The sequence below is a fragment of the Rhizobium sp. WSM1274 genome (assembly GCF_025200775.1).
Classification (GTDB): Bacteria; Pseudomonadota; Alphaproteobacteria; order Rhizobiales; family Rhizobiaceae; genus Rhizobium; species Rhizobium leguminosarum_I.
Map to the genome: position 1 here is coordinate 144,580 of NZ_CP104142.1, position 23,082 is coordinate 167,661.

The 23,082-nt window shown below is 61.4% G+C and carries 25 protein-coding genes; 7 read left to right on the forward strand and 18 right to left on the reverse strand.

Features of this window, described 5'->3' with window-relative positions; genetic code table 11:
* Window positions 1-39: 39 nt before the first annotated feature.
* From N2600_RS33860 to N2600_RS33885, 6 genes are all read right to left on the reverse strand, one after another.
* Complete coding sequence (locus tag N2600_RS33860; protein ID WP_017969197.1) at window positions 40-513, reverse strand: chemotaxis protein CheW; 474 nt, start codon at window positions 511-513, stop codon at window positions 40-42.
* Window positions 513-2,303 carry a methyl-accepting chemotaxis protein gene (locus N2600_RS33865; protein ID WP_260299838.1) on the reverse strand — a complete coding sequence of 597 codons (1,791 nt, stop codon included), beginning with the start codon at window positions 2,301-2,303 and terminating at the stop codon, window positions 513-515. The genes N2600_RS33860 and N2600_RS33865 overlap by 1 nt, the downstream gene beginning before the upstream one ends.
* 321 nt (window positions 2,304-2,624) lie before the next feature.
* Window positions 2,625-3,713: an ABC transporter ATP-binding protein gene (locus tag N2600_RS33870; RefSeq protein WP_260299839.1), complete on the reverse strand. Its 1,089-nt coding sequence runs from the start codon at window positions 3,711-3,713 to the stop codon at window positions 2,625-2,627.
* Between the two features lie 29 nt (window positions 3,714-3,742).
* Window positions 3,743-4,570, reverse strand: coding sequence for an ABC transporter permease (locus N2600_RS33875; RefSeq protein WP_260299840.1), 828 nt, complete (start codon window positions 4,568-4,570; stop codon window positions 3,743-3,745).
* Window positions 4,567-5,457: an ABC transporter permease gene (locus N2600_RS33880; protein WP_260299841.1), complete on the reverse strand. Its 891-nt coding sequence runs from the start codon at window positions 5,455-5,457 to the stop codon at window positions 4,567-4,569. The genes N2600_RS33875 and N2600_RS33880 overlap by 4 nt, the downstream gene beginning before the upstream one ends.
* A complete protein-coding gene (locus N2600_RS33885) occupies window positions 5,457-6,602 on the reverse strand; it encodes an extracellular solute-binding protein (protein WP_260299842.1) in 1,146 nt (381 codons plus the stop codon). Before N2600_RS33885 ends, N2600_RS33880 begins: the two co-directional genes overlap by 1 nt.
* A gap of 186 nt (window positions 6,603-6,788) precedes the next feature.
* On the opposite strand from N2600_RS33885, the gene msrA reads away from it, so the two are divergent.
* Window positions 6,789-7,298 (forward strand): peptide-methionine (S)-S-oxide reductase MsrA, encoded by a 510-nt coding sequence (msrA, locus tag N2600_RS33890; RefSeq protein ID WP_260060127.1) that lies wholly within the window; start codon window positions 6,789-6,791, stop codon window positions 7,296-7,298.
* 6 nt (window positions 7,299-7,304) lie between these two features.
* On the opposite strand, the gene N2600_RS33895 is transcribed toward msrA, so the two are convergent.
* Window positions 7,305-8,177 carry a LysR family transcriptional regulator gene (locus N2600_RS33895; RefSeq protein WP_260299843.1) on the reverse strand — a complete coding sequence of 291 codons (873 nt, stop codon included), beginning with the start codon at window positions 8,175-8,177 and terminating at the stop codon, window positions 7,305-7,307.
* A gap of 95 nt (window positions 8,178-8,272) precedes the next feature.
* Here N2600_RS33895 and N2600_RS33900 point away from each other — a divergent pair, with 95 nt between their 5' ends.
* Window positions 8,273-9,058, forward strand: coding sequence for an SDR family oxidoreductase (locus tag N2600_RS33900; protein ID WP_260299844.1), 786 nt, complete (start codon window positions 8,273-8,275; stop codon window positions 9,056-9,058).
* A gap of 27 nt (window positions 9,059-9,085) precedes the next feature.
* Window positions 9,086-9,784, forward strand: coding sequence for a ribonuclease activity regulator RraA (locus N2600_RS33905; protein ID WP_260299845.1), 699 nt, complete (start codon window positions 9,086-9,088; stop codon window positions 9,782-9,784).
* Window positions 9,785-9,844: 60 nt separating this feature from the next.
* On the opposite strand, the gene N2600_RS33910 is transcribed toward N2600_RS33905, so the two are convergent.
* The 6 genes from N2600_RS33910 to N2600_RS33935 are packed head-to-tail and all read right to left on the reverse strand — an operon-like array spanning window position 9,845 to window position 17,076.
* The gene (locus N2600_RS33910) at window positions 9,845-11,134 is read right to left on the reverse strand and encodes an amidohydrolase family protein (RefSeq protein WP_260299846.1); all 1,290 of its coding nucleotides are present in this window, start codon (window positions 11,132-11,134) and stop codon (window positions 9,845-9,847) included.
* 25 nt (window positions 11,135-11,159) lie between these two features.
* Window positions 11,160-12,104 (reverse strand): ABC transporter permease, encoded by a 945-nt coding sequence (locus N2600_RS33915; RefSeq protein WP_260299847.1) that lies wholly within the window; start codon window positions 12,102-12,104, stop codon window positions 11,160-11,162.
* Window positions 12,101-13,150 (reverse strand): ABC transporter permease, encoded by a 1,050-nt coding sequence (locus N2600_RS33920; protein WP_260299848.1) that lies wholly within the window; start codon window positions 13,148-13,150, stop codon window positions 12,101-12,103. The genes N2600_RS33915 and N2600_RS33920 overlap by 4 nt, the downstream gene beginning before the upstream one ends.
* On the reverse strand, window positions 13,140-14,672 hold the full coding sequence (locus N2600_RS33925) for an ABC transporter ATP-binding protein (RefSeq protein WP_260299849.1): 1,533 nt from the start codon (window positions 14,670-14,672) through the stop codon (window positions 13,140-13,142). The genes N2600_RS33920 and N2600_RS33925 overlap by 11 nt, the downstream gene beginning before the upstream one ends.
* Window positions 14,669-16,081: an amidase gene (locus N2600_RS33930; protein ID WP_260299850.1), complete on the reverse strand. Its 1,413-nt coding sequence runs from the start codon at window positions 16,079-16,081 to the stop codon at window positions 14,669-14,671. The genes N2600_RS33925 and N2600_RS33930 overlap by 4 nt, the downstream gene beginning before the upstream one ends.
* 8 nt (window positions 16,082-16,089) lie before the next feature.
* Window positions 16,090-17,076, reverse strand: a complete 987-nt coding sequence (locus N2600_RS33935; RefSeq protein WP_260299851.1) for a BMP family protein — start codon at window positions 17,074-17,076, stop codon at window positions 16,090-16,092.
* Between the two features lie 207 nt (window positions 17,077-17,283).
* Here N2600_RS33935 and N2600_RS33940 point away from each other — a divergent pair, with 207 nt between their 5' ends.
* The 3 genes from N2600_RS33940 to N2600_RS33950 are packed head-to-tail and all read left to right on the forward strand — an operon-like array spanning window position 17,284 to window position 19,456.
* Window positions 17,284-17,913, forward strand: a complete 630-nt coding sequence (locus N2600_RS33940; protein ID WP_032986026.1) for a CDP-alcohol phosphatidyltransferase family protein — start codon at window positions 17,284-17,286, stop codon at window positions 17,911-17,913.
* Window positions 17,910-18,530, forward strand: a complete 621-nt coding sequence (locus N2600_RS33945) for a lysophospholipid acyltransferase family protein (protein ID WP_260299852.1) — start codon at window positions 17,910-17,912, stop codon at window positions 18,528-18,530. Before N2600_RS33940 ends, N2600_RS33945 begins: the two co-directional genes overlap by 4 nt.
* Window positions 18,527-19,456 (forward strand): phosphatidate cytidylyltransferase, encoded by a 930-nt coding sequence (locus tag N2600_RS33950; protein ID WP_260299853.1) that lies wholly within the window; start codon window positions 18,527-18,529, stop codon window positions 19,454-19,456. Before N2600_RS33945 ends, N2600_RS33950 begins: the two co-directional genes overlap by 4 nt.
* Before the next feature lie 14 nt (window positions 19,457-19,470).
* Here N2600_RS33950 and N2600_RS33955 read toward each other — a convergent pair whose 3' ends face one another.
* The 3 genes from N2600_RS33955 to N2600_RS33965 form a co-directional block, all read right to left on the reverse strand.
* Entirely contained in the window at window positions 19,471-19,794 is a 324-nt protein-coding gene (locus N2600_RS33955) for a chaperone modulator CbpM (protein ID WP_260060111.1), read from the reverse strand.
* Window positions 19,795-19,796: 2 nt separating this feature from the next.
* Entirely contained in the window at window positions 19,797-20,711 is a 915-nt protein-coding gene (locus N2600_RS33960; RefSeq protein WP_260299854.1) for a J domain-containing protein, read from the reverse strand.
* A 117-nt stretch (window positions 20,712-20,828) separates the two neighbouring features.
* Window positions 20,829-21,296 carry a universal stress protein gene (locus N2600_RS33965; RefSeq protein WP_260299855.1) on the reverse strand — a complete coding sequence of 156 codons (468 nt, stop codon included), beginning with the start codon at window positions 21,294-21,296 and terminating at the stop codon, window positions 20,829-20,831.
* A gap of 204 nt (window positions 21,297-21,500) precedes the next feature.
* On the opposite strand from N2600_RS33965, the gene N2600_RS33970 reads away from it, so the two are divergent.
* Window positions 21,501-22,346: an NAD(P)-dependent oxidoreductase gene (locus N2600_RS33970; RefSeq protein ID WP_260299856.1), complete on the forward strand. Its 846-nt coding sequence runs from the start codon at window positions 21,501-21,503 to the stop codon at window positions 22,344-22,346.
* 45 nt (window positions 22,347-22,391) lie between these two features.
* On the opposite strand, the gene N2600_RS33975 is transcribed toward N2600_RS33970, so the two are convergent.
* Together N2600_RS33975 and N2600_RS33980 are read right to left on the reverse strand one after the other, a co-directional pair.
* The gene (locus tag N2600_RS33975; RefSeq protein WP_260299857.1) at window positions 22,392-22,667 is read right to left on the reverse strand and encodes a type II toxin-antitoxin system RelE/ParE family toxin; all 276 of its coding nucleotides are present in this window, start codon (window positions 22,665-22,667) and stop codon (window positions 22,392-22,394) included.
* Window positions 22,664-22,912, reverse strand: a complete 249-nt coding sequence (locus tag N2600_RS33980) for a type II toxin-antitoxin system ParD family antitoxin (protein WP_260299858.1) — start codon at window positions 22,910-22,912, stop codon at window positions 22,664-22,666. The genes N2600_RS33975 and N2600_RS33980 overlap by 4 nt, the downstream gene beginning before the upstream one ends.
* Window positions 22,913-23,082: the final 170 nt, after the last annotated feature.

A 23,082-nucleotide genomic window follows, 5' to 3' on the forward strand; every position in this document is an offset into this window, starting at 1 on the left:
TTCAGATTTTAAGCCGAGCCGGCCTAAAATCATCAGCATCTAAGCAGCCAATGCTTCGTCATCGTCAGCGAACATCCGGGTCAAGCTCAGGAAGCAAATCATCCCAGACTGGTGAGTGATAATTCCTTCACAGTATGAGCGGTCCGGCGAACTGACAATCTCTGGAGCCTGTTGCAGATCATCGGCGTTGATCGAAAGCATATCGGTGACCTGATCCACCATAAGGCCGATCGGTTTGCCGTGAACTTCGGCGACCACGATTGCGCTGCGTTCGGTCGCTTCCGACGAAGGCATCCCCAGCTTGCGACATAAGTCGATGGTGGGAATGACGACGCCTCGCAAGTTAATGATGCCGACCATTTCCGGCGGCGCGTGCGGGATCGGCGTCGAAGCTGCCCATCCACGGATCTCTCGAATGGAGGTGGTTTCGATACAGAAGCTCTGACCATGTAATTGGAATGCAATGATTTCGAGAGACGTGCGTCCATCGCGATTTTTGGATATCGACGCCATCAAAACTCCTCCCAGCTGTCGCCGCCTTTGAGCGCCACATTGCCGCTGAATGCTCGGGCAACCTTCGCCGTCATCTGACGGGCTGGCGACGGCATAGCCCGCAAATGCCGGTCGGCTGCAACCGGGACGGCGCGAGGTGCACCGGCACCTGTCCCGATGTTGAACTGACCGAGGAGATCGAAGAGTTGATCTGCTTCCTTGGCAAGGCTATGCGCCGCGGCCGTCGTCTCCTCGACCATGGCGGCATTTTGCTGTGTGCCCTGGTCCATCGTATTGACGGCAGTGTTGATTTCCTTGAGACCCGTTGCCTGCTCTTTGGAGGCTTCGACGATGGCGCCGACATTACCGTTCACCTGGACGACCTGGGTCACGATTTCCTGCAATGCCTTGCCGGTGTTACCAACCAATGTGACACCGCTTTTGACGTGTTCGTTCGAGGCGTTGATCAGCTCCTTGATCTCCTTTGCTGCCTTGGCCGATCGCTGGGCGAGTTCGCGAACTTCCTGAGCGACGACGGCGAAGCCCTTGCCAGCGTCGCCGGCCCGGGCCGCTTCAACACCGGCATTGAGCGCCAGAAGATTCGTCTGGAAGGCGATTTCGTCGATCACGCCGATAATGTTGGCGATCTCGCCGGCGGACTTTTCGATCTTGCCCATCGCGTCCACGGCTTGACTGACAATGTTGCCGGAATTCTCCGCATTCTCCTTGGTCTTGCGAACAAGCTGCCCTGCTTCTTGGGCGCGGGAACTGGAATCAGCGACGGTGGTTGTGATCTCCTCCAGCGCTGCGGCCGTCTCCTCGACGGAAGCAGCCTGCTGCTCGGTACGCTTGGACAGATCGTTCGAGGCGGATTGTATTTGTTGCGATGCCGCAGCGATGGCGCCAGCGTTCTGCGAGATTGTCTGCAATGTAACGCGAAGCTTCGATGAAGCGTCGTTAAAATCGGCGCGCAGTTTCTCCAAGGCGGGCAGGAAGGGCATGGCGATGGTCTGCATCAGATCGCCCTCCGACAAAGCCTTTAGCGCTCCCGCGAGCTGGTCGACATTTCCGACGCGCGTGGTGACATCGGTCGCAAATTTGACGACCTTGAAAACTTTGCCGTTCATGTCGAAGATCGGATTGTATGATGCCTGGATATGGACCTTCTTGCCGCCCTTGCCGATGCGCAAGAACTCATCCGCAACAAATTCTCCCGCGGCAAGCTTCGTCCAGAACCGACGATAATCTTCACTGTTGCTATAGCTTGGCTCACAGAACATCGAGTGATGTTTGCCCTGGATTTCCGCCAGCTCGTAGCCGAGTGTCGTCAGGAAATTCTCATTTGCGGTGAGAATATCGCCTTTCGGAGTGAACTCGATGACTGCCTGGGCGCGCGAGATGGCGTTCAGCTTACCGCTATCTTCGGCCGCCTTGAGCTTCTGCGCGGTGATATCGGTCGCGAATTTGACGACCTTATACGGCTTGCCCCCGCGAATGACCGGGTTGTAGGAGGCCTCGATCCAGACCTCCGTGCCGCCCTTGCCGATGCGCTTATATTGCCGTTGATCGAACTGGCCGCGCGCTAGTTTTGCCCAGAAGTCTTTATAGTCGGAGCTGGCTGCCTCAGCCGGATCGACAAAGAGGCGATGATGTTGACCGACGATTTCGGAAAGCTGATAACCGAGCGCCCGGCAAAAGTTTTCGTTCGCGGTGATGATTGTACCATCCAGCTTGAACTCGATGATCGCCTGAGACTTGCTCATCGCTTCGAGAACGGCCCTTGCGTCGGCGCCTGCGCCAAATCCCAACATTCATTCCTCCATAGTTTCACAATGGCCAATTATCGCAGGCGGGAAGCCATCAAATACCATCACTTTTGATAGGGCCAATTCTTAAATGAAGACATTTATAATATGTAAATGTCCGAATGCATTCGTGTAAGATTCGCGCATTTCTATTTGAATTGTTTCAGATAATCAAAATGGCGGTGCGCTCCGCACAACCACGGATACATAAAAAGCCTATGGAAAACGCAGAATAAACTTTAACTTTAGTTCGAAACACCGGACCTGGCATCAGATCCACGGCGCGAGCCGGCGCAGTCACCAGCTTGAAGAGCCGCTCATGCCGAATCAAAGGCACGTATTCGACTTGATGCACTCACCGACATACTGCGGCAGGATCTGCAACTCGGAATGGACAAGCTCGTTGTGACGGAAGATAAAAAAGCGGGAGAAGCACGGCTCGACCCTCATCCCGGCCCGGATCCGATCGTCCGGGGCCATCATCGCCTTCAGACGGGTGCCGTCGGCAAGATCGACATCGACCATCTTGTGGGTGCCGAAATCGACGATGCGATGGACTGTCGCGGCATCGACGCGCTCCGAGGAACGGATCGTCAGCGCTTCCGGCCGGGCGGCCAGCGTCACCGGCCCATCCTCGACGGGAACCGCAAGCGGGAACAGCGGATGCTCGCAGACACCGTTTCTAACGCGGCTCTGGACAAAATTCATCGAGCCGATGAAACCGGCGACGAAAGCTGTCTGCGGCTGCCGGTAGATAGTGCTTGGCGGCGCGATCTGTTCGGTGCGTCCGTCGCGCATGACGACGATGCGGTCGGCGAGCGCTAAGGCCTCGTCCTGGCCATGGGTGACGAAGAGCGTGGTGATGCCGAGGCGCTGCTGGATATCGCGCACTTCCTCCCGCAGCCTTTCGCGCAGATGCTGGTCAAGGCTGGCGAAGGGCTCGTCGAGCAGAAGGATCTTCGGCTCGAGCACGAGCGAGCGGGCAAGCGCGACGCGCTGCTGCTGACCGCCGGAGAGCTGAGTCGTCATCCGCCGTCCGTAATCGGCGAGACCGACCAGGGCCAGAGCATCCTCGACACGCTGGCGAATCTCCGCTTTCGGCAGCCGGCGGAGCTTCAGGCCGAAGGCGATGTTGTTGAAGACATCCATGTGCGTCCAGAGCGCATGGCTCTGAAACACCATGCCGGTCGGGCGCCGCTCGGGCGGCAGCGCCGTCACATCCTTCGCATCGATGCGGATCGTTCCGCCGCTCGGGCGCTCGAAACCGCCGATCATTCTGAGAAGCGTCGACTTGCCGGAACCGGATGGGCCGAGCAGGCAGACGAGCTCGCCATCGCTCACTTCGAGCGAGAAGTCGCGAACGGCAAAGGTGGTCCCGAACAGCTTCGAAACGCCCTCGATCGAAAGATGTGCCATTCTCAAACCCTTTCCTGATAAGCGATGCCTTAGGCGCCGAAGCCTCTCGCAAAGGCGCCGGTGCCGATCACCCGGCGGGCAAACATCAACGCGATGAAGGACGGCACCCACAGCATGACTGACAGTACGGCACCGTATTGCACGACGATCTGATTGTTGATGAAGCTGATCATCAGCACCGGCATGGTGCGGACTTGAGGCGCGCCGATTAGCCAGGCGCCTTCGGTCTCGTAGAATGTGCCGACGAAGGTCAAAAGCAGTGCAGCTGCGATCGTCGGTGCGGCCTGCGGCAGCGCGATCGACCAGAAGGCGCGCAGCGGCGTGGCACCCGCATCGCGCGCCGCCTCTTCCATGCGCCGGTCGACATTCTGGAAGGCTGCGACCGGAATCCAGATCATCAGCATCAGCGTGCCGACAAGCTGGATCAACACAACGCCCCAGAAGGTGCTGATCAGGCCGAGCTGCAGGAAGATGCCGGCAATGGCGACGAGCAGGCCGAATTTCGGAAAGGCATGCGATGAGAGGAACGACAGGAACAGGATGTTCCTGCCGGGAAAGCGCAGGCGCGCGAAGGCGTAAGCCGCGGGAAGGCAGATGACGGCGGAAAGAACGGTTACCGTCGTCGTCAACCGCAGGCTGAGGAAGAGCGCGTCCCAGACATCCGGACGCGCCAGCGTCTGGCCCCAGAAGCGCAGGCCGAACTGCTGCGGGATCACCGAGGGGTAACGCCAGATCTCGGTGAAGGCCCATGTCCCGACGACGATCAGCGGCAGCGCGATGAACAGCGTCAGCAGGCCGGCGAAGAGCAAGCCGATCCAGTCGAAGCGCAGGCCGAAGCTCGATCTGCCGGCACTCACGGCTGGGCCTCGCGGTTGCGGGCGATCGACCTGATGTAGAGGATGCCGAAGATCAGGCAGAAGCCGAAGGTGATGACGGCCTGGGTCATGGCGTTCAGCGGGTCGTTCATGTCGGCAAAGGTGCGCTGCATGAACGGTCCCATCATCTCCGGCGATGCCGAGCCGAGCACATAGGGCAGGGTGAAGGCAGAGAAGATGCCGAGCACGGCGAAGGACGCGGTCACCAGCAGGGAATTGCCCATGCGCGGCAGGATGATCGAGATGAACACCCGGAGCGGCCTTGCACCGACATCGCGGGCGGCTTCGATGGCGCTGTTCGAGACGGAGGAGAGCCCTGATGTCAGCATCAGCACCGTCAAGGGAAGATTGTCCCAGACGAGGCCGATGACCGGCCCCCACGGCGTCAGGTAGGGCGTACGCAGCTTGGGCAGGCCGATGGCATTCAGCAGCAGGTCGACGGTGCCGTTCGGACCGATGGTGCGGATAAGCGCATAGGCCAGAATGATCGACGGCACGAACATCGGGAAGATCGCGAGAGCCTGCACATAGGCGGCAAGGCGTCCTTGCGAGAACCGGAGGTAAAGCGCGATCGGAAGACCGATCGCCAGAAGCAGAATGCCGCAGACGGCAGTGGTCCAGAGCGTCAGCCACAGATTGCCGAGGCTGTAGCCGTCGGTGAAGAAGAAGCGATAGGAGGCAAGCGAAAACTGCGTCGCGCCGTCGGGGCCTCGAACGAAGATCGTGCCGAAGACCGCCGAAAAGATCGGGAAGACGATCAGCCATGCCAGCAGGAAGACCGGCAGCGCGACGAGGAGGAGCCCGATCGAGCTCCCCCTGTTGATGAACGGGTGACGGCGCAGAACCGCCGGCGCAGTGTCAGTGGACATCAGGTGCGGCTGATGCCCGGAGCGACATTGCGGTACCAGCCGTCGGCGATCGCCTTTTCCCAATCGCCGCCCGGGAAGGTCGGGATGGTCGACGGAATGACGTCGGCATATTTCTTGCGGAGGTCGTCGGAAATGTGGTCCCACGAGATGGCGGGGAAGCCGCCGATCTCGGTGATGATCGCTTCTTGCATTTCCTTCGTCAGCATGAATGCGGCCAGCTTCAACGCCGCATCCTTGTTGGCGCCGTTCGAGAACACAATGATGCTGGAGAAGCCGCCGCAAAGGGCAAGATCGGTAAGCTGCACGTGGCCGGTTGTATCAGGCAGCACGCCCTGCGAGATTGCCTGCAGCACCTGGTCCGACCAGACCGGCACCATGGTAACGACGCCCTGGGCGAGCAGCTGGATCGACTGGGTGTTGCCTGATGTATAGGCGCCCTTGTCGTAGAGCGCGGGCGCGAGGTCGTTGAGGATCTTCCAGGCCGGCGTCAGCGTCTCAGTGGCGAAGTCGGCTGTGAAATTATCGATCTTGAACTTCTTCGGATCGCGGCCATTGGCCTCATGGATCGCGCGGCGGACGAAATTTCCGCCTGAACCGCCCTTGTCGGGTCTGTTGTAGATGAACTGGCCCGGATTGGCCTTGATCCATGCGGTGAGCTGATCCCAGCTCTTTGGCGCATCCTTCGGATCGAGCTTGGTCGTGTCGTAGGCGAGAAGCACCTGCGAACCGCGATAGGGAAGGGAGTAGGGGGTATCGAAGGCAAGCGGGTTGATATGGTCGTAGCCTTCGATGTTTTCGGCGGAGAATTTGACCCAGAGCCCGGCATCGATGCCGCCGGACGGCAGGCGCGGATCGAATTGCTCGAAAACGTCAGCCTGCGGATTGGTCTTCGTCTTCAGTGCGGCGAGCGCACGGTCGGCGATGGCGCGCAGACCATTATTGTCGCCGGCATCGGTCACCTTCAGCGCAACACCCGGATGCGCCTTTTCGAAGGCCGGGCGGATGACGTTGTTCCAGAGGTCGACGATGTTGGCGTCCGAACCGCTGTAGAGATCGATCGTGCCGGCCGCAGCCGATGCGAAATGCGGAAGAGCCAGCAGACCGGCTGCAGCTGACGATGTGATCAGAAATTCGCGTCTATTCATAACCGTCTCCATCAGGTGTCGAGGCTCAGCCTCCGCAGGATTGTCCAAGGCTTTGCTAGCGCCGGCGCGTAACATCGACATGACAGGATCGGGCGTATCGGCAGGGAAATTGCACAGCTGTGCTGATTGCCCCGAGTGGAAATCGGCGGCAGGAGATACTATCTCTTGCGGAAAAGGAGATATCCAATGACCGAAGAACGTGCAGTCCTCGCCGGTGGTTGCTTCTGGGGTATGCAGGACCTTATCCGCCGATACAAGGGCGTGATTTCGACCCGCGTCGGCTATACCGGCGGCGATGTGCCAAATGCCACCTACCGCAACCACGGAACCCATGCCGAGGCGATCGAGATCATCTTCGACCCCGCAATGATCAGCTATCGGGAAATCCTCGAATTCTTCTTCCAGATCCACGACCCGAGCACGCGCAACCGCCAGGGCAACGATGTTGGCTTGAGTTACCGCTCGGCGATCTTCTACGTCACTCCTGAGCAGGAGCGCGTCGCCAGGGATACGATCGCCGACGTCGATGCATCAGGCCTGTGGCCTGGCAAGGTCGTCACCGAAGTTGTGCCGGTCAGCGATTTCTGGGAAGCCGAACCCGAGCACCAGGATTATCTGGAGCGGATTCCGAATGGCTATACCTGCCATTTCGTCCGGCCCGGCTGGAAGCTGCCGGTCCGCCAGAAGATCGCCTGAAATTGATCAGGCTCCCATCGCCGCGCGGCTGGTTTCCAGAAGCGCGGCGACGAGATTTGTCCTCGGCGAGGATCGCGTCACCACGATGCCGACGGTGCGCACGGCGGACGAGCGGGGCAGGGGCAGCTTGAGGATATTAAGCCCAGCCGGCCAGGGCGGCGCCCAATCCGGCACGATCGATATCCCGAGACCACGGTCTACCATCACCGCGATCGCCTCCAGCGCGTCAAGCTCATAACGCTCGACCGGATGGATGCCGATCTCGCGCAGATATTCCTCGGCGATGTGGCCGCCCCACTGGTTGCGGTCGTAACGGATGAAGGGCAGGGTCTGCAGGAGTTCGAGCGGATCCGCGCCTTCGCAGTCCCGCGGAGCGATCAGCACCAGGGGTTCCTGGCGCAGCTTGTTGAAAGTCAGCGTCTTTTGCATCGGAAATCGCGGTTCGATGATGAAGGCCGCATCCAGCCCGCCGTTCAAAACCTCGGCATAGAGGTCCATCGAAGCGCCCGGCTTGAGGAAGATCTCGATCAGCGGATAGTCCTGGGCGAGACGGTGGAGAATGTCGGGAACAAGACCGGTCAGCGCCGTATTGATCGCCCCGATCCGCATCTCGCCCGAAATCGTCGCGGTGCCGGCCATCGCCTTCAGGTCGCGTGTATCGCGCACCAGATCCCTGCAGCGTTCGAGAATGGCAAAACCCGCCTCCGTCGGCCGCATGACGCGGCCGGAGCGCACCAGCAGCCGCACCCCGAGCTCAGCCTCCAACGCGCGGATGCGCTGGGCGACGGCCGCAGGCGTGAGGTTCAGCCGCTGGGCGGCTTCCGCCAGCGAGTGCCGCTCGGCAACGACAATGAAGGTTTCGAGAAAACGCGTGTCCATCGATAGTTTTTCTATCTCTTGAACGAAGCAGAAGCGATATTTTATTTATAGTCCATTGCTCCGAAGGATGGCCGATCATTGAGGAGACGGATGGAATGGATTTCGGCCTGAAGGACAAGACCGCCCTGGTGCTTGGCGCCGGCGGCGGACTGGGCAGCGCGATTGCCGTCAAACTTGCGCGCGAAGGCGCCAGAATTGCCGCAGCGGATATCGACCTCGCCGCCGCTGAGAAGACCGCGGCTGCGATCGAATCCGAAGGTGGCAAGGCGCTGGCACTACAATGGGATCTTTCCGATCTCGATTCAATCGATGCGCATGTCGCTGCAATCGAACGGCAGTTCGGACCGGTCGACATCCTTGTCAACAATACCGGCGGCCCACCACCGACCACCGTCTCCGGCCAGGATCCGACGCTCTGGAACCAGTATTTCCAGAGCATGGTGCTCTCCGTCATCGCCATTACCGATCGTGTGCTGCCTGAGATGCGGGCGCGCAAATGGGGGCGCATCGTCACCTCGACCTCGTCGGGCGTGGTCGCGCCGATCCCCAATCTCGGCATCTCGAATGCACTGCGCCTGTCATTGGTCGGCTGGTCGAAAACACTGGCGCGCGAGGTCGGGCGCGACGGCATCACCGTCAACATCGTCCTGCCGGGCCGGATCGCCACCGGCCGCATCACCTTCCTCGACGAGCAGAAGGCCAAACGCGAAAACCGCTCCATCGATGACGTCGTCGCAGAAAGCACCGGCAGCATTCCGCTCGGCCGCTATGGCCGGCCCGAAGAATATGGCAATGTCGTCACCTTCCTGGCGAGCGAACCTGCCTCCTATCTCACCGGCTCGGTGATCCGCGTCGATGGCGGCATGATCCAGAGCATCTGACAGAAACCGAATTGGAACCGATAACCGATGGCCCTCAGCGCTGAAGCGATAGCAACCCTCAAGACCGTCTCGACGGCGACACTGACGACCGTCCTTCTGAAGAAGGGCCTGCGGAACGTCTGGGTCCGCGGCGCCGTTCCCCTGAAGCCCGGCCAGCCGCGCATCATCGGTCCGGCCTTCACCCTGCGCTTCGTGCCGGCCCGCGAGGATCTGGCGACACCGGCATCCTGGGCCTCGCCGATCTCGACCCGCGCCGCGATCGAGGCGATGCCGGAAGGCTGTGTCGCCGTCGTCGACGCGATGGGCGTCACCGATGCCGGCATCTTCGGCGATATCCTCTGCGCCCGCATGCAGAAGCGAGGCGTTGCCGCCCTCGTCACAGACGGCGTCGTGCGCGACCTTGCCGGTGTGCTCGACACCAACCTGCCGGTCTGGTGCCGCGGCGTCGCAGCACCCCCCTCGGTAGCCGGCCTCACCTTCGTTGCCTGGCAGCAGCCGATCGGCTGCGGCGGCGTGGCTGTTTTCCCAGACGACATTATCGTCGTCGACCAGGATGGCGCCGTGCTGATCCCGGCCGATCTGCTCGACGCGGTGTTGGCGGAAGCGCCGGAACAGGAGCGCATGGAAGCCTGGATCATGACCAGGATCGATGACGGCGTGTCGCTGCCCGGCCTCTATCCGATGAGCGCCGAAACCAAGGCGCTCTATGAGGCTTCGAAGAAATAGGCTCCGGGCAAGACGGATTGAGGAGGTCGCGACTTCCAGCCCCCTTCTTTCCGCCGCCTTTCAATAACGAGGTGCGTAATCCAGGCCGCCGTCGATCCGTGCCGGGCGCCCGGTGAGGAAGAGCTCGCCAATGCGCGGCGCCGAGCGGGCGATGACCTCGCCACGGCGGATCACCGCCAGTCGGTTCGGCTTCAGCCGTAACGCTTCCAGCGTGTCGCTGGCCTGAAGGATGACGAGGTCGGCGTTGCATCCCTTTTCCAGGCCGTAGCCTGCAAGTCCCATCGTCTTCGCCGAATTGACGGTCAGCGCGTCGAAGATCCTCTTCTTGTCGTCGATGCCGGCCATCTGCGCGACATGGATTGCCATATGTCCAACCTCCAGCATGTCGCCCGATCCCATCGAATACCAGGGGTCCATGACGCAGTCGTGCCCGAAGGAAACGTTGAGCCCGGCATCCATCAGCTCCCGCACGCGGGTCATGCCGCGGCGTTTCGGATAGGTGTCGTGCCGGCCCTGCAGCATGATGTTGATCAGCGGATTGGGGATGACGTTGATCGCAGCCTCCGCCATCAGCGGAATGAGCTTGGAGACGTAATAATTGTCCATCGAGTGCATCGAGGTCAGATGCGAGCCGGCGACACGTCCCTGCAGGCCGAAGCGGATGGTTTCCGCAGCCAGCGTCTCGATATGGCGAGAGAGCGGATCGTCGGTTTCGTCGCAATGGATGTCGACCGGCAGGCCGCGATCGGCGGCGATGCGGCAGAGCGCCTCGACCGACGCCATACCTTCGCCCATCGTTCGCTCGAAGTGCGGAATGCCGCCGACGATATCGACGCCCATGTCGAGGGCGCGGTTGAGCGCATCGATTGCGCCCGGCGAGCGGTAATAACCGTCCTGCGGAAAGGCGACCAGCTGCAGATCGATATAGGGCGCGACCTTCTCGCGAACCTCGATCATCGCCTCGACGGTCACCAGCCTCGGATCGCTGGTATCGACATGGCTCCGGATGAAGAGCAGCCCCTGCGTCACCGCCAGATCGCAGTAGCGCAACGCACGATCGACCAGTTCCTCCTTCGTCACGATCGGGCGCAACTCCCCCCAGAGCGCGATGCCCTCGAGCAGGGTGCCGGATACGTTCATGCGCGGCAGGCCGAGCGACAGGGTGGCGTCCATGTGGAAATGCGGATCGACGAAGGGCGGGCTGACCAGCCGGCCGGTCGCGTCGATCTCTTCTTGCGCCTGCGCCTGGAGATTGGGCTCGAGAGCGATGATCTTGCCGCCCTGGATGCCGATATCGATACCCTTTCGGCCATCGGGGAGATTTGCATTTCTGACGATCAGATCGAGCATCGGAGCCTCATTGGACAGAAGTGGTTCAGCGTTCGCCGCGCCGATAGGGCTGCATCAGCGCCTGTGGAACGCGGGCGCGGCGGGCCATGACGGCAAGGGCGGCAATGGAAAGGATATAGGGCGTCATCAGGAACAGCTGATAGGGCACGAGCCCGCTGAGTGCGGTTTGCAGCCGAAGCTGGAAGGCATCGAAGAAGGCAAAGAGCAGGGCGCCGAACAGCGCGCGGCCCGGCCGCCAGGAGGCGAAGACGACGAGCGCGATGCAGATCCAGCCGCGTCCCTGCACCATTGTGGGAAAGAAGCTGTTGAAGGCCGACAGTGTCAGGAAAGCGCCACCCATTCCCATCAGCGCGCTTCCCATGATAACCGCGCCATAGCGCACCTTCATCGGATTGACGCCCTGGGCTTCGGCTGCATGCGGGTTCTCGCCGGTCATGCGGATTGCAAGCCCCACGGGCGTGCGGAAGATGATGTAGGCCATCAGCAGGGCGATGCCGATCGCCAGATAGGTCGGCGCCGTCTGCGTGAAGAAGGCCGGCCCGATGAAGGGCAATGTCGAGAGACCCGGAATGGCGATTGGCTGGAACGGCATGATGGTGGGCGGCGTACTGGCAAGTGGTACGATCAGCCGGAAGACATAATAGCTGAAGCTGGAGGCAAACAGCGTGACGCCGAGACCGGAGACATGCTGGGAGAGGCCGAGCGTCACTGTCAGCCCCGCATGCAGCAGGCCGAAGACGCCGCCGGCCACGGCTGCAATCAGCAGGCCGGTCCAGAGATCGGCGCCGTGGTAGACGGAAAGCCAGCCGATCATCGCGCCGAAGGTCATGATGCCTTCGATGCCGAGATTGAGCACACCTGCCCGTTCGCAAAGCAGGGCGCCGAGCGTGCCGAAAATCAGCGGCGTGGCGATCCGCAGGATTGCCGCCCAGAGCCCGGCGGAGGCGATGATGTCGAACAGCTGCATCATCGCCGGATCCTGTATTGGGTGAAGAACAGTGCGATCAGCATCGTCAGCAGCGACAGCGCCACCGTGACATCGGCGATATAGGTCGGTATGCCGAGGCCGCGGCTCATGCCATCCGCACCCACGAACATGGTGGCGGTGAAAATGGCGGCGAAGACAACGCCGAGTGGATTGAGGTTGGCGAGCATGGCGACGACGATACCGGCATAGCCGAAGCCCGGCGACAGGTCGGTCGTCACATAACCCTTGACGCCCATGACCTCGATCGCTCCAGCGAGCCCCGCAAGCCCGCCGGAGAGACAGGCGACCTTCACCAGAGTTCTGCCGAGCGGGACGCTGGCAAAGACGGCCCCGCCGGGATTGAGGCCTGCGGCGCGCGACTGCATGCCAAACACGGTGCGCGACTGGATGAAATGGACGACAACAGCCAGCGCGATTGCAATCGCAAAGCCGATATGCAGGCGCGAGCGGGCGATCAGCTTCGGCAGCATGGCGTGATCGCTGACGGATTGCGACTGCGGCCAGCCGAAGGCCAGCGGATCCTTGAGAACGCCATCGATCAGCATCGAGACGAACAGCACGGCGATGAAGTTCAGGAGCAGGCTGGTGACGACTTCATCGACCGAGAAGCGCAGCCTGAGCCAGAGCGGGATCAGGATCAGCACCATGCCGGCAATGGCGCCGACCAGCAGCAGCAGCGGAATGAGGATGGGGGCGGGAAGATCGCCGAACAGCTTCGAGCTTGCCGCGGCAACGGCGATGGCGCCGAGATAGAACTGACCCTCGGCACCGATATTCCAGAGCCGCGCCCGGAAGGCGACGGCGGCGGCAAGTCCTGTCAGCATCAGCGGCGTTGCCCGCGTCAGCGTTTCGGTTGCCGAGAGGCGCGAGCCGAAAGCACCGGTCAGGATGCGCCAATAGGCATCGAGAACAGGTGCGCCGGCAATAGCGATCAGGATGCCGGCCAGCGCCAGCGCGGCAATCACCGCGATCACAGGCGTGACGATCAGCAGGTAAAGCGGACGGTACTCGCGGCGCTCAAATCGCATGGCCGGCCTCTGGGGTTTCCTGCCATTCGCCGGCCATCATCAGCCCCAGCTTGCGGGCATCGGCGCTTTCGGCCTCGACGGGCGGAGACAGGCGCCCCCCGACGATCGCCTGGATGCGATCGGCAAGCGCGATCACCTCGTCGAGGTCTTCCGAGATCAGCAGCACGGCGGTACCCTGGCGGCGGGCTTCGAGCAGGCGGGCGTGGACAGCCGCCACGGCCCCTTCGTCGAGACCGCGCGCCGGCTGCGCGGCAATCAGGATGCGCGGCCGCCGATGCAGGTTCCGGCCGAGAATAAGCTTTTGCATATTGCCGCCCGAGAGCAGCCGGGTGCGCATGGCCGGGCCGCCGCCGCGGACATCGAATCCGTCGATAATTTCCCTGGCAAAGGCCATGCCCGCCTTGCGGTTGACGAGGCCACGGCGCGAAAAACCCGGTGAGGCGATGCGCTCCAGCACGGCGTTTTCCCAGATCGCCATTTCACCGATCACGCCCTCCTCGTTACGATCCTCGGGAATGCGGCCGATGCCGGCGTCGACGACATCGGAAACACCAAGATTGCCGATGGCTTCCCCGAACAACATGAGGTCGCCGCCGCTACGCGCCAGCATCCCGGAGAGAAGATGCGCCAATGTCGCCTGGCCATTGCCCGAAACGCCGATGATGCCGAGGATCTCGCCCTGGTGCAGCCGGAAGCTGATCGACTTCAGCCGATCGATGCCGCCGATGCGCACCGTCACATCGGCGGCTTCGAGGGCAACGGCGCCCGGTGTCGACGGCTCGCGCACCGGCCGCGTCACGCGGCGTCCGACCATCAGTTCGGCAAGTTCCGCCTTGCTGGTTTCCGATGCCCTGCGCTCGGCGACCATCTTGCCGCCGCGTAAGACCACGATGCGGTCGGCCGCTGCCATGACCTCGTCGAGCTTATGCGAGATGAAGATCAGCGACAGCCCCTGGCGGGCCATTTCCTTCAGCGTCGTGAACAGCCGCTCGGCCTCGATGTTGGTCAGCACCGCCGTCGGCTCGTCGAGGATCAGGATGCGGGCATCGTTGTAGAGCGCCTTGAGGATCTCAACGCGCTGCTGCTCGCCGACCGACAAGTCGCCAAGGCGGGCATCCGGATCAACCTTGAGGCCGAAGCGCTCGGAAATTGTGAGCAGCTTCTTCCGCGCCGCTGTTGTTCCCGAGCGCCAGGACCACAGTCTTTCCGTGCCGGTCATGACGTTTTCGAGAACGGTCAGATTGGGCGCCAGCGAAAAATGCTGATGCACCATGCCGACGCCGGCGCGGATCGCTGCGCGCGGCTTGCCCTGCGGAACCTCCGCACCCTCGATCAGAATTCGCCCGGCATCCGGCATGTAATGGCCGAAAAGGATGCTCATCAGCGTGGTCTTGCCGGCACCATTCTCGCCAAGCAGGGCCACGACCTCGCCCTTGGCAAGCGTCATGGAAATATCGTCATTCGCCAGATTGTCGCCGAAGCGCTTGCTGACGCCGATAATTTCCAGCACAGGCCCGGTCATGACGGCAATCCCGCAACGGGAAAACGGTGCTGCCATCGCCCCTCGGCCTCCAGGCGTGCGGCAAGCGACAGCAGACGCGGCTCGTGACCCATCGGCGCCATGATTTGCACCGGCAGCGGCATAGCATGCTCATCCTGTCCGAAAGGCAGTGTCAAAGCAGGAAAACCCGAAATATTGGCGAGGCAGGCAAGCGGCGCAAATGCCGTCATCCGCTCGAGATGCAGATCCGTGTCGGCATGATCGGATGGAAAGGAGCCGATCACAAGAGGTGCGGAAGATAGCATCGGCATGAGGATGCAATCGACCCTGTCGAACAGCGCCCAGAGGTTACGGCTCACCAGAACGGCATCGTTCAGACTGTTCCAGAGTGATGTCGCCGGAAGCGCCCGTCCGCGCGCCGCAAAGGCCTGCGTCAGCGGCTCGGCCCTGCTTTCATCGAGTGCTGTCGCCTTCATAAGTGCAGCCAGATTGACGGAGACGATATCGGCGAAGGCGCGGCCGCCGGCGGCGACGCTCCATTCGAACTCGGCCCAGGCGAGCGGAACGACCTCATGTCCGTCGCTCTCCAGCGCACGGGCCGCAGCCTCGACGACTGCGAGCCGATCACCGTCGGTCGGATAGGCCGAGCCGGTATCGGCAAGCAGGCCGATCCGCAAACGGCCGTTATCGCTATCGACAGGGGAGGGGTCGGGAAAAGGTCCTCGCGATTTGCCGCTCAGCCTGTCGAAAATCAGCGCCGTATCGCGCACCGAACGGCAGACCGCGAGTTCGCTCGCGATACCGGCCAAGTGGTTGCCGAAGGATGGCCCGCCTGGAATGGCGCCGCGCGTCGGCTTCATTCCGACGAGGCCGCAGCAGGCGGCGGGCACACGGATCGAGCCGCCGGCATCGGTGGCATGCGCGATGGCGACGATTCCGGCGGCAACGGCTGCCGCCGCACCGCCGGAAGAGCCGCCCGCGGTCCGTGCCGGATCGAGCGGATTGCGGCAGATCGGCCCGATCGCCGGTTCGCTGGCGAGCGACAGGCCGAATTCTGGGCTGGTCGTCAGGCCGAATAGGCAGAAGCCGGCGTCGCGGAAACGAGCAGCGAGATCGGAATCCGCTTCGCTGCCCTTTCTTTCGAAGAGGTAGGAACCGGCCGTGACCGGTAGCCCGGCGAAGGGGCCGCCAAGATCCTTTGCCAAGGTCGGCACGCCGGCAAAGGGCTTGGCGGCAAAGCGATCGGGCGCGCTTTGCCGCTCACTGTCGCGGTCATCGGCCGAGGCGAGGCCCATGGCGGCATCGAGATAGGCGACCGCGCCGAGTGGCTCCTTCAGCACGGCTGCGGCAAGAGAAGCCTGCATCGCCTCCGCAGCGCTCAGGCTACCACGCCTGATCGCCGCGGCCAGATCCGTCGCATCGCCCTGCATGATCCGAATTACTTCGGCTCGTCCATCATCTTCGGAACTTCGAAGGTGCCGGCCTTGATCTCCGCCCGCTTGGCCTCCATCGCAGCCTCTGCCTCGGCAGGCGCCACGCCCTTCACGAAGACGATATCGCTGCCGCCTTCCTTCATCAGGCCGTAGGACGTGTAGTTCCTGCCGACCGGCTTTCCGGCAGTGACATCGGCGATCGCAGCGTCCAGGATCGGGCGGAAATACCACATGGCGTTGGCAAACACCGTATCGGGATAACGTGGCGTATAGTCGATCAGCGAGCCGACCGACTTGATGCCGCGCTCCTTGGCGGCATCGGCAGTACCGATGCGCTCGCCGAACAGGATGTCGGCGCCGGCATCGATCTGGGCAAGACCGGCTTCGCGGGCCTTCGGCGGATCGAAGAATGTGCCGATGAACGAGACGAGGTGCTTGGCATCGGGATTGACCGCCTTGACGCCCGCCGCGAACGCATTAATCAGCATGTTGACCTCGGGGATCGGAATGGCGCCGACCGAACCGACGACATTGGACTTGGTCATCTTGCCCGCCAGCATGCCGGCAAGATAGGCGCCGTCATGGTTCCAGGTGCCGAAGACACCGAAATTGTCGCCGGCCTGCTCACCGCTCGAACCCAGCACGAAAGCGGTATCGGGATAGTCGGCTGCGACCTGCCGGGCCTCTTTTTCCACCGCATAGGCCTCGCCGATGATCAGCTTGTTGCCCTGTTCGGCATATTCGCGCATGGCGCGCGGATAATCGGTGCCGGAGACGCCTTCGGAGAAGACATATTCGATCATGCCCTCCTTGGCCGCGTCCTGCAGGGCTTTGTGCAGACAGGAATTCCAAGCATTTTCCACCGGCGACGCATGAATGCCGGCAACCTTCAGTGGCGCAGCCGCCCTTGCCAGCGGGGCGAAGCCGCTGACGCCGAGCGCAATGCCCGACGCAATCACTGCCCGGCGTGAGATCAGCATGTCTTTGGTCATTGTTTTGCTCCCCTTTTTTTACCATTTGGTTCAAAAATCATAGTAGCGCCCAAAAATGTGTCAAGCGGTAAACGGGCTTAAAAATCAGGCTGTTCGACCCATGCTCGCCGAAGCGCTGAGGCGATGGGCTGGATTTACAAGGTGTTATATCTTGGCGTGAGGACATCGGCAGGATATGCAAGCATCATTGGGGTTGGGGGACATGAAATGGGGGAAGAAGAGGACGCCTCGCGGCGACCGATCGCGAGCCGGTCGTCGTCCTGGGCCATCGGCCTCAGCGCGTGGCTGGCGCGGAGCGGCGCGACACCGAACGGCATTTCGCTTTTATCGGTCGTATTCGCGGGTATAGGCGCAGCGCTCATTGTTTTCACAACACATCCGATTGCCATGGTTTGTGCCGCGATCTCGGTACAACTGCGGCTCGTCTGCAATCTGCTGGATGGAATGGTCGCGATCGAGGGCGGAAAGAAAACCAAGAGCGGGCCGCTCTACAACGAATTCCCCGACCGGGTCGCCGACAGTCTGTTTCTGATCGCGGCTGGTTATGGCTGCGGTTTTGGCTGGCTTGGCTGGTTGTCTGCGCTGCTCGCAGCCGTTACTGCCTATATCAGGGTGTTCGGCGGATCGGTGGGTCTGCCGCAGGATTTCAGCGGCATCATGGCCAAGCAACGCCGCATGGCCGTGCTGACAGCGGGTCTCCTTGCCCAGAGCGTTGAGACGCTGATATCCCCCAGCCATTGGTCGCTGATCCTTGCATCCGCGATCATCGCCGCTGGCAGCCTCGTCACCTGCATCACCCGCACGTTGAGGCTGAAACATTCCCTGGAGAGACTATGATCGCGATTATCCGTCGGTTTCTGGTGCTGCTCGTCCGTATCCTGGTCGGCGCCCGAAGCGAGTGGCGGGGCTGCGCGCCCGATCCCAGCCGCCGCATCTATTTCGCCAATCACAACAGCCATATCGATACCGTCGCCGTCATGGCCGCCTTGCCCTGGTCGGTGCGCCGGATGACCCATCCGGTTGCGGCGCGCGATTATTGGGGAACGAGCGCCTTTCGCCGTTTCATCGCGGAGAAAGGCCTGCGCGCCGTCTTGATAGACCGCAAGCCTCTGCCCGATACCGACCCCCTGGCTCCGATAGAGCGCCTGCTTGAGGAGGGGCGCTCAGTCCTGATTTTCCCGGAAGGAACGAGAAGCACCACCGATGAGATCGCCCCGTTCCGCAGCGGCATCTTTCGCCTTGCCTGCCGTTTCCCCGATGTCGATCTGGTGCCGATCCATCTCGACAACCTCCAGCGCATCCTGCCGAAGGGAAGCATGCTGATTGTGCCGATCACCTGCACGGCGCGCTTCGGCAAACCGCTGCGCGTCGAAGCGGGCGAGGAAAAGGCTGAATTCCTGGCGCGCGCCCGTGCCGCCGTCATCGAACTTGCGGACGGAGGGCACACGGCATGACCAGTATGTTCTCTCTCGTGCTAGCCGCCATCCTCGGCCTGCTTGCGGTCGCCTCTGCCATCGGCTTCATTCTTCAGCGACGCGCGACGGAGCCCGGCTCCGTCGCCACCGTCCATAATCTGAACGCCCGCATCCGCTCCTGGTGGATCATGGTCGCAGTCTTTGGCGGCGCGATCCTGCTCGGCGAAACGTCAACGGTCATCCTGTTCGCATTTCTATCCTTCATGGCGCTTCGCGAATTCTGGACGCTGACGCCATCGCGACGCGGCGATCATCTGGCGCTTTTCCTGTCGTTCTTCGTGGTCCTGCCGATCCATTACGTGCTGCTCGGAACCGAGTGGTACGGCCTCTTTTCCATCTTCATCCCGGTCTATGCCTTCCTGATCCTGCCGGCGGTGGCGACCCTGACCGGCGACGTCAACGAATTTCTCGCCCGCAGTGCAAGGGTGCAATGGGGATTGATGCTGACGGTCTATTCGATCAGCCATGCTCCCGCCCTCCTCATGCTGGACACCGGCACGCCGTCGGCACTTCTTCTCGTCTATCTGGTCGTGGTCGTGCAACTCAGTGACGTCTTCCAGTATGTCTGGGGCAAGCTCCTCGGAAAGCACCGGTTCTCGCCGAACATCAGCCCGTCGAAGACGATCGAAGGGCTGGTTGGAGGCGGCGCCTCGGCCATCCTCGTGGGAACACTGCTATATCGCCTGACGCCGTTCTCGCCGCTGCAGGCAGCTACCATCAGCACGGTCATCGTCGTCGCCGGCTTCTTCGGCGGTTTCGTGCTCTCGGCCATCAAGCGCGATCTCAATGCCAAGGACTGGGGCTATGTGATCGAGGGTCACGGCGGCGTGCTCGACCGTCTGGATTCCATCACCTTCGCAGCGCCGCTGTTCTTTCATATCATCCGCTATTGGTTCACCGTGTAGAAAATTGGTTCTGGCTAAAACCGGTCGATCTCCTCGAGGCTATCGAACAGCCGGCGCTGAACATCCCGCTCCTGCATGCTGATGGCGGTCATCAGCTTGCCCATCGTGCCCCGCAGGCCGTGCAACTGGTCGACCAGGTCCATGATGACATCGACGCCGGCTTCGTTGACACCCATGTTTCCCATGAGATCCAGGATCAACCGGGCGCGCGCGACATCGGCGTCACGAAATTGCCGTTGGCCGCCTGACGTCTCCGGGATCAGCCAACCCTCTTCGACCCAGAGGTCGAGCTGGACGATGTCGATTTTCAAGTAAAGACGGAATTCGAGATCATCCATGATCAGGCCTCCATGTTCTTTCTCGGATCGTATGGGTTTGCCGTCGCCCATTCCTGGACGAAGGCCGTCAGTCGTTCATCCGGGGCATCGGGCAGCACGATCTTCAGGGAGATATAGACGTCGCCATGTTCACCGCCGCGTTTTGCAACACCCTTGCCCTTGAGACGCAGGACCTTGCCGGTGTTGGAATGAGGCGGCAGCGTCAGATTGACAGGTCCTGACGGCGTTGGCACACGAACCTTGCCGCCGAGCACGGCCTCGCCGAGCGAGATCGGCAGTTCGAGCCGGATGTCGTCGCCGTCGCGCGTGAAGAAGCGGTGCGGCCGCACACGGATGTCGATGAGGGCATCGCCCGCCGGCCCGCCGCCGAAGCCCGGCTCGCCCTTGCCGCGCAGCCGCAAAGTCTGGCCGTCGCGCGTTCCCGGCGGGATCTGTACATCGAGCGCTGGGCCCTCTGGCAGCTTGATCTCAGTCCTGGTGCCGTTGACGGCGTCGAGAAAGCCGACTTCCATCGAGAAATGGCTGTCCCGGCCACGACTGCGGACCTGGCCGCCGCCGGTACGTCGCGAAAAGAAATTGGCAAAGATATCGTCGGCATCACCGAAATCGGCAAAGCCTGCGCTGTTGTGATAGGGGTCGCCAGGGCCACTCTTCGAGGCATAGTCACGGTAATAATTGCGCTGCGCCCGCTCGGCACCTGTTATATCGATCTCGCCGCGATCGAAGCGTCCGCGTTTTTCCTCGTCGCTCAAGATCTCGTAGGCGGTTGAAATTTCCTTGAACTGTGCCTCGGCTTTTTTGTCGCCGGGGTTGAGGTCGGGGTGAAGTTTCTTGGCGAGCTTGCGGAACGCGCTTTGAATGTCCTTTTGCGTCGCATCCCGCTTTACGCCCAGAAGCTCATATGGATCCTGGCTCATGCATCTCTCCGGTCAGGCAGCGAATACTGCTGGTTGGCTTGGGGATGATATAGGTTGTCGGGCCGGCCCCGGGGAGGGGAGGTCGTTCGTGATCGACTTCATCAATCCGCAGCGGAGCTAGAGCAACGCCGCGTCTTCCACTTGAGGCGCCGAGCCTTGATGCGTGGGATCGGGTCGCCGGTCGATGAGAACCGAGCACCCGGCGTGGCGCATGACCTTGTCGACGATCGAGGAGAAGACGTAGTCGGTAATATCCGTCATATGGGATGAAAGCAGGATGAGATCAGCCGACTTCTCCCTTGCGACGGAGACGAGCAGGGAGGCGGCAATGCCGACGCGCACCTCGATCGTCGCCTGAATACCCATCTCCTTGCAGAGCGATGCAAGTTTCTTTTCTGCGTCGACGATGGCGGTCGTTTCGAATTCCTCGGGAAGCTCCGTCAGGTGACGGCGCGGGATATTCTCGATGACGTGCATGACGACGATGCTTCCACTTTCGTCCACCAGCGCAGCAGCCCGGCGCAGAAGGCGGCTTGCCGTTTCCCTGGAACCCATGCCGATGCCGCAGATGATCGTCCGATACATTGAAATCCATACCCTTGAATGCGAATGATAGCACCGATCATACCGGTGTCGACCGTCCCGACATTGACGAATATCAAGCAAAAGTGCCGCAACGGCATGAAACGGCCAGCTGCTTCGGAACGGACCTCCGGCTGAATCGTCGCAGTTGACGGCAGGGCCCTCAGCAACATTTTTCACCTGATGTCGTCACTGATTGAGGTTCACATGCCGAATTTTGCGATTATCGGATCGGGTGCGATGGGAAGTGCCGTTGCCAAACGACTGATCGACCACGACGCCACGGTGCTGACTTACCTCGAGGGCAGAAGCGAGCGGACGATAGCGCGGGCAAAGGCAGCCGGCATGGTGCCTGTCGGCCGCCAGGAGCTGACGAAGGCCGAGCTGATCCTGTCGATCGTTCCACCGGCGGAGGCGATCAAGGTCGCCGAATTCGTCGCGGACATATCATCCGCCATGTCGGCGCCGCCGCCATTCGTCGACCTCAACGCGATTGCGCCGAAAACGATGCGGGCGTTGGCAGCACGCTTCGAAGGCAGCGGCGTGGAAGTGCTTGACGGTGCGATCATCGGCGGGCCGCCGGTCCCCGGCAAATCAGGTCCGACCATCTATATCAGCGGCGATACCGCGGGGCGAAGCCAGCCGCTCGAGGATTGCGGCCTCAGGATCCGCAGGCTCGACGGACCGCTCGGCGCCGCCTCGGCACTGAAGATGTGTTATGCCGGCATCAACAAGGGATTTATCGGCCTTGGCACCGCCATGCTGCTCGCCGCATCGCGTTCGGGTGCTGCCGAAAGCCTGAAAGCCGAGCTCTCCGAAAGCCTTCCCGACGTCGATCGCAAGCTGTCGAGATCCATACCCGACATGTATCCGAAGGCCTATCGGTGGGTTGCCGAAATGCAGGAGATCGCCGATTTTCTCGGCGAGGATGATCCGGCCGCGACCATCTTCCGCGGCATGGCGGACGTCTTCTCCAGGATGGCCGGAGACGTGGAGGGCAGCCGCGTGCTCGTCGAGCAACTGGACGAGATCATCGGCCGCCCCGGTAGCTGACCGCAATGGTCAAGCAATCCCCGCAACAGCCTTACAGGTGCTTGGCTACGTCCATTCTTCGATGAAGGATGCGCACGATGATGATCTGGCCCGCATCATTGCTTTGAAATACAGAAAATGAGAGCCAACGGAGACCTTTCTGTACCCTTCCCGAATATCTGAGGGACGGCTCATCCGCCTTCCCTCCGCCAGTTCGTGGCAGGCGTCTCTTATGTCCTGGATGTAACGCTCCGCCTGATCGACATTCCAACTCGTCGCCGTGTAATCCCAAATCTTGTCAATATCGGTTTGGGCAGCAGGAGAAAATATGATGCCTGTCATTTCGCCTCGAACGCCGCACGTTTGCGAGCGTTGAACGCATCGAAATCAAAGGGCGTGGCAGGGCCGGATTCTTCGCCTTCAATCAAGGCATCCTGTAATGCCTTCACTTTGGCTTCGTGTTCTTCAAGTAGGCGAAGGCCGGCCCGAACAACGTCAGTGGCTGAAGCATAGCGGCCAGCCTGAACCTGCGTATCGATGAAGCTGGTGAAATGGTCGCCGAGCGATATGGACGTATTTCTAGCCATGCTAAATCTCCTTTAAGCCAATATACCAATTTTTGGTACATAACAAAAATCCTGGCTTCACTGGGTAACTTTGATATCTGGCCGGCGCTTTGACGATTGTGTGAACCTGCTTCGACACCTGTGACAAAACCTCATCGCCTCTGCTATGTGAGGAATAATGCGGCGACCCA

Bases quoted from the DNA above. Each gene is read 5' to 3' on its own strand.
- N2600_RS33860 (WP_017969197.1), bottom strand. From the start codon at position 513: ATGGCGTCGATATCCAAAAATCGCGATGGACGCACGTCTCTCGAAATC.
- N2600_RS33865 (WP_260299838.1), bottom strand. From the start codon at position 2,303: ATGTTGGGATTTGGCGCAGGCGCCGACGCAAGGGCCGTTCTCGAAGCG.
- N2600_RS33870 (WP_260299839.1), bottom strand. From the start codon at position 3,713: ATGGCACATCTTTCGATCGAGGGCGTTTCGAAGCTGTTCGGGACCACC.
- N2600_RS33880 (WP_260299841.1), bottom strand. From the start codon at position 5,457: ATGTCCACTGACACTGCGCCGGCGGTTCTGCGCCGTCACCCGTTCATC.
- N2600_RS33885 (WP_260299842.1), bottom strand. From the start codon at position 6,602: ATGAATAGACGCGAATTTCTGATCACATCGTCAGCTGCAGCCGGTCTG.
- msrA (WP_260060127.1), top strand. From the start codon at position 6,789: ATGACCGAAGAACGTGCAGTCCTCGCCGGTGGTTGCTTCTGGGGTATG.
- N2600_RS33895 (WP_260299843.1), bottom strand. From the start codon at position 8,177: ATGGACACGCGTTTTCTCGAAACCTTCATTGTCGTTGCCGAGCGGCAC.
- N2600_RS33900 (WP_260299844.1), top strand. From the start codon at position 8,273: ATGGATTTCGGCCTGAAGGACAAGACCGCCCTGGTGCTTGGCGCCGGC.
- N2600_RS33905 (WP_260299845.1), top strand. From the start codon at position 9,086: ATGGCCCTCAGCGCTGAAGCGATAGCAACCCTCAAGACCGTCTCGACG.
- N2600_RS33910 (WP_260299846.1), bottom strand. From the start codon at position 11,134: ATGCTCGATCTGATCGTCAGAAATGCAAATCTCCCCGATGGCCGAAAG.
- N2600_RS33915 (WP_260299847.1), bottom strand. From the start codon at position 12,104: ATGATGCAGCTGTTCGACATCATCGCCTCCGCCGGGCTCTGGGCGGCA.
- N2600_RS33920 (WP_260299848.1), bottom strand. From the start codon at position 13,150: ATGCGATTTGAGCGCCGCGAGTACCGTCCGCTTTACCTGCTGATCGTC.
- N2600_RS33925 (WP_260299849.1), bottom strand. From the start codon at position 14,672: ATGACCGGGCCTGTGCTGGAAATTATCGGCGTCAGCAAGCGCTTCGGC.
- N2600_RS33930 (WP_260299850.1), bottom strand. From the start codon at position 16,081: ATGCAGGGCGATGCGACGGATCTGGCCGCGGCGATCAGGCGTGGTAGC.
- N2600_RS33935 (WP_260299851.1), bottom strand. From the start codon at position 17,076: ATGACCAAAGACATGCTGATCTCACGCCGGGCAGTGATTGCGTCGGGC.
- N2600_RS33940 (WP_032986026.1), top strand. From the start codon at position 17,284: ATGGGGGAAGAAGAGGACGCCTCGCGGCGACCGATCGCGAGCCGGTCG.
- N2600_RS33945 (WP_260299852.1), top strand. From the start codon at position 17,910: ATGATCGCGATTATCCGTCGGTTTCTGGTGCTGCTCGTCCGTATCCTG.
- N2600_RS33950 (WP_260299853.1), top strand. From the start codon at position 18,527: ATGACCAGTATGTTCTCTCTCGTGCTAGCCGCCATCCTCGGCCTGCTT.
- N2600_RS33955 (WP_260060111.1), bottom strand. From the start codon at position 19,794: ATGGATGATCTCGAATTCCGTCTTTACTTGAAAATCGACATCGTCCAG.
- N2600_RS33960 (WP_260299854.1), bottom strand. From the start codon at position 20,711: ATGAGCCAGGATCCATATGAGCTTCTGGGCGTAAAGCGGGATGCGACG.
- N2600_RS33965 (WP_260299855.1), bottom strand. From the start codon at position 21,296: ATGTATCGGACGATCATCTGCGGCATCGGCATGGGTTCCAGGGAAACG.
- N2600_RS33970 (WP_260299856.1), top strand. From the start codon at position 21,501: ATGCCGAATTTTGCGATTATCGGATCGGGTGCGATGGGAAGTGCCGTT.
- N2600_RS33975 (WP_260299857.1), bottom strand. From the start codon at position 22,667: ATGACAGGCATCATATTTTCTCCTGCTGCCCAAACCGATATTGACAAG.
- N2600_RS33980 (WP_260299858.1), bottom strand. From the start codon at position 22,912: ATGGCTAGAAATACGTCCATATCGCTCGGCGACCATTTCACCAGCTTC.